The sequence below is a fragment of the Protofrankia sp. CiP1_Cm_nod4 genome (assembly GCF_982290645.1).
In genome coordinates this window covers 2,987-5,376 of the sequence record NZ_CEVIVC010000013.1, presented here as the reverse complement: position 1 = coordinate 5,376, position 2,390 = coordinate 2,987, and the positions used below count along the sequence as shown (strand labels likewise).

General features: G+C 72.2%; 2 protein-coding genes. Both read left to right on the top strand.

The window, feature by feature from the left end; all coding sequences use genetic code 11:
* Positions 1 to 96 precede the first annotated feature (96 nt).
* Positions 97 to 573 carry an rRNA maturation RNase YbeY gene (gene ybeY, locus AC5LSR_RS04675; protein ID WP_250287549.1) on the top strand — a complete coding sequence of 159 codons (477 nt, stop codon included), beginning with the start codon at positions 97 to 99 and terminating at the stop codon, positions 571 to 573.
* Between the two features lie 84 nt (positions 574 to 657).
* A complete protein-coding gene (locus AC5LSR_RS04670) occupies positions 658 to 2,271 on the top strand; it encodes a hemolysin family protein (RefSeq protein WP_445548837.1) in 1,614 nt (537 codons plus the stop codon).
* Positions 2,272 to 2,390: the final 119 nt, after the last annotated feature.

Genomic DNA, 2,390 nt, shown 5'->3' with positions numbered 1-2,390 from the left:
CCCGCCGGCTCGCGGACCGGAGCGCATGCCGACGATGATGGGCCTGCCGACGACGATGGGCCGCGGACGGCGGCGCCGGATGAGGATGGATCACTGATGGCCGTGTTCGTGGCGAACGAGTCGGGTGTCGAGACCGACGAGGTCACCCTTACCGCGCTCGCCCGGTTCGTGCTGGACACGATGAGGGTCAACCCGCTGGCGGAGCTGTCGGTCATGCTGGTGGAGCAGGTCGCCATGGAGGAGCTCCACGTCCGCTACATGGGTGAGGAGGGCCCGACCGACGTGCTGGCCTTCCCCCAGGACGACGCGTTCGACCCGTCCGCGCCGGATTCGGGCGAGGACGACCCGACCCTGCTGCTCGGTGACGTCGTCCTGTGCCCGGAGGTCGCCCGTAAGCAGGCGGCCAAGGCGGGGCACTCGACCGAGCACGAGATGCACCTGCTGTGCACGCACGGCATCCTGCACCTGCTCGGTTACGACCATGCCGAGCCGGACGAGGAGCGGGAGATGTGGGCGAAGCAGTCCCACCTGCTGGCCGCCTGGGCCGCCGCCCGCGCCGCCGGCACGCGCTGAGCGTGCCTGGGAAGCGCCACGCAGCGGACGGGCCAGCGGAGCGCCGCGCACTGAGCCTGTGGGGGGAGCTGACAGGGCGGACCAATGGGCTACGGTGATGTTCCACTGCTGCTGCTCGCGGTGCTGGCCACGCTGTTCGCGGCCGGGATCGGGTGCATCGACGCCGCGCTGACCAGGGTCTCCCGGGTCGCGGTCGAGGGGTTCGTGCGCGCGGGGCGCCCCCGGGCCGCGAGCCTGGCCACGATCGTCGCCGACCCGGGGCGGTACCTGGCGCTGCTGCTGTTGCTGCGGATCGTCGGGGAGATGGTCGCCGCCGCGTGCGTGACCGTCATCGCGGTGCATACCTATGGTGCCGGGTTCATCGCGGTCGGTTTCGGCGCGCTGGTCGGGACCCTGTTCGCCTACATCTTCGTCGGGGTCGTGTTCCGGACGCTGGGCCGCCAGCACGCCCCGGTGATCGCGCTCGCGACCGCCGGGCTGACCAGCTGGCTCGGCCGGATGTTCGGGCCGCTGCCACGGCTGCTGATCGCCTTCGGCAACGCCGTCACCCCCGGCCCCGGCTACCGCGACGGCCCGTTCGCCACCGAGGCGGAGCTGCGCGACCTCGTCGACCTCGCCGAGGAGAACTCCGTCATCGAGCGCGGCGAGCGCGACATGATCGCCTCCGTCTTCGAGCTCGGGGACACCCTGGTGCGCGAGGTCATGGTCCCCCGGCCCGACATGGTCTACATCGAGTCGGTGAAGACCGTCGCCCAGGCGATCTCGCTGGCGCTGCGCAGCGGCTTCTCCCGCATCCCGGTGATCGGGGAGAGCGTGGACGACGTCGTCGGGATCGCCTTCCTCAAGGACATGGTCGGCCGGGAGCGCGAGGGCTGGGACACCCGGCCCGTCTCCGACGTCATGCGGCCACCCGCGCTGGTGCCCGAGAGCAAGCACGCCGACGTCCTGCTGCGCGAGATGCAGGCGTCCCGGACCCACATGGCGATCGTCATCGACGAGTACGGTGGGACCGCCGGGCTGGTCACCATCGAGGACATCCTCGAGGAGATCGTCGGCGAGATCACCGACGAGTACGACGCCGAGATCGTCCCGGTGGAGTGGATCGACGACGACACCGCCCGGGTGACCGCCCGGCTCGGCGTGGACGATCTGCGCGAGCTCTTCGGCACGGACGAGCTGCCCGGCTCCGACGACGTGGAGACCGTCGGCGGGCTGCTGGCGAACGCGCTGGGCCGGGTGCCGCTGCCCGGGGCGACGGCGACCGTCGGCGTGGTCACGCTCACCGCCGAGAGCGCCGCCGGCCGGCGCAACCAGATCGGTACCGTGGTGGTGCGGCGGTCGTCCGGGCAGGCCGGGAACGCCACCGCCGGTGGGTCCGCGTCCACGCCCACGCGTGACGCGGCCGGCGGCGGCACATCCCGGGGCGACGGGCCCGGAAGCACCAGGGCGGCCGGGAGCCCCGGGGGCTTCGAGGGTGAGGCCGCGTACGCGGGCAGTCGCCGGGCGGGCAGGGAGCAGGGCAGTGACGGCCGGACCGGTAAGAATCGTACGGACGGTACGAGCGGTACGAGCAATGCTTTTGGTAATGATATAGATACCGTGGGTGCTGTCGGCGGCGACGGTGGGCGGAGGCAGGGCGGTGAGGCGGGTGCCACCGGCCCTGTCACGCGCCGTGCCGCTTCCGGGGCGCGCACATGATCTTCGACAAGGCAGGGGCAGGCGGCGTGTCAGAGCTGGACCTGGAGGCGCAGGCCGACAGCACGCGGGTCGACAGCACGCGGGTCGACAGCACGCGGGTCGACAGCACGCGGGCCGAC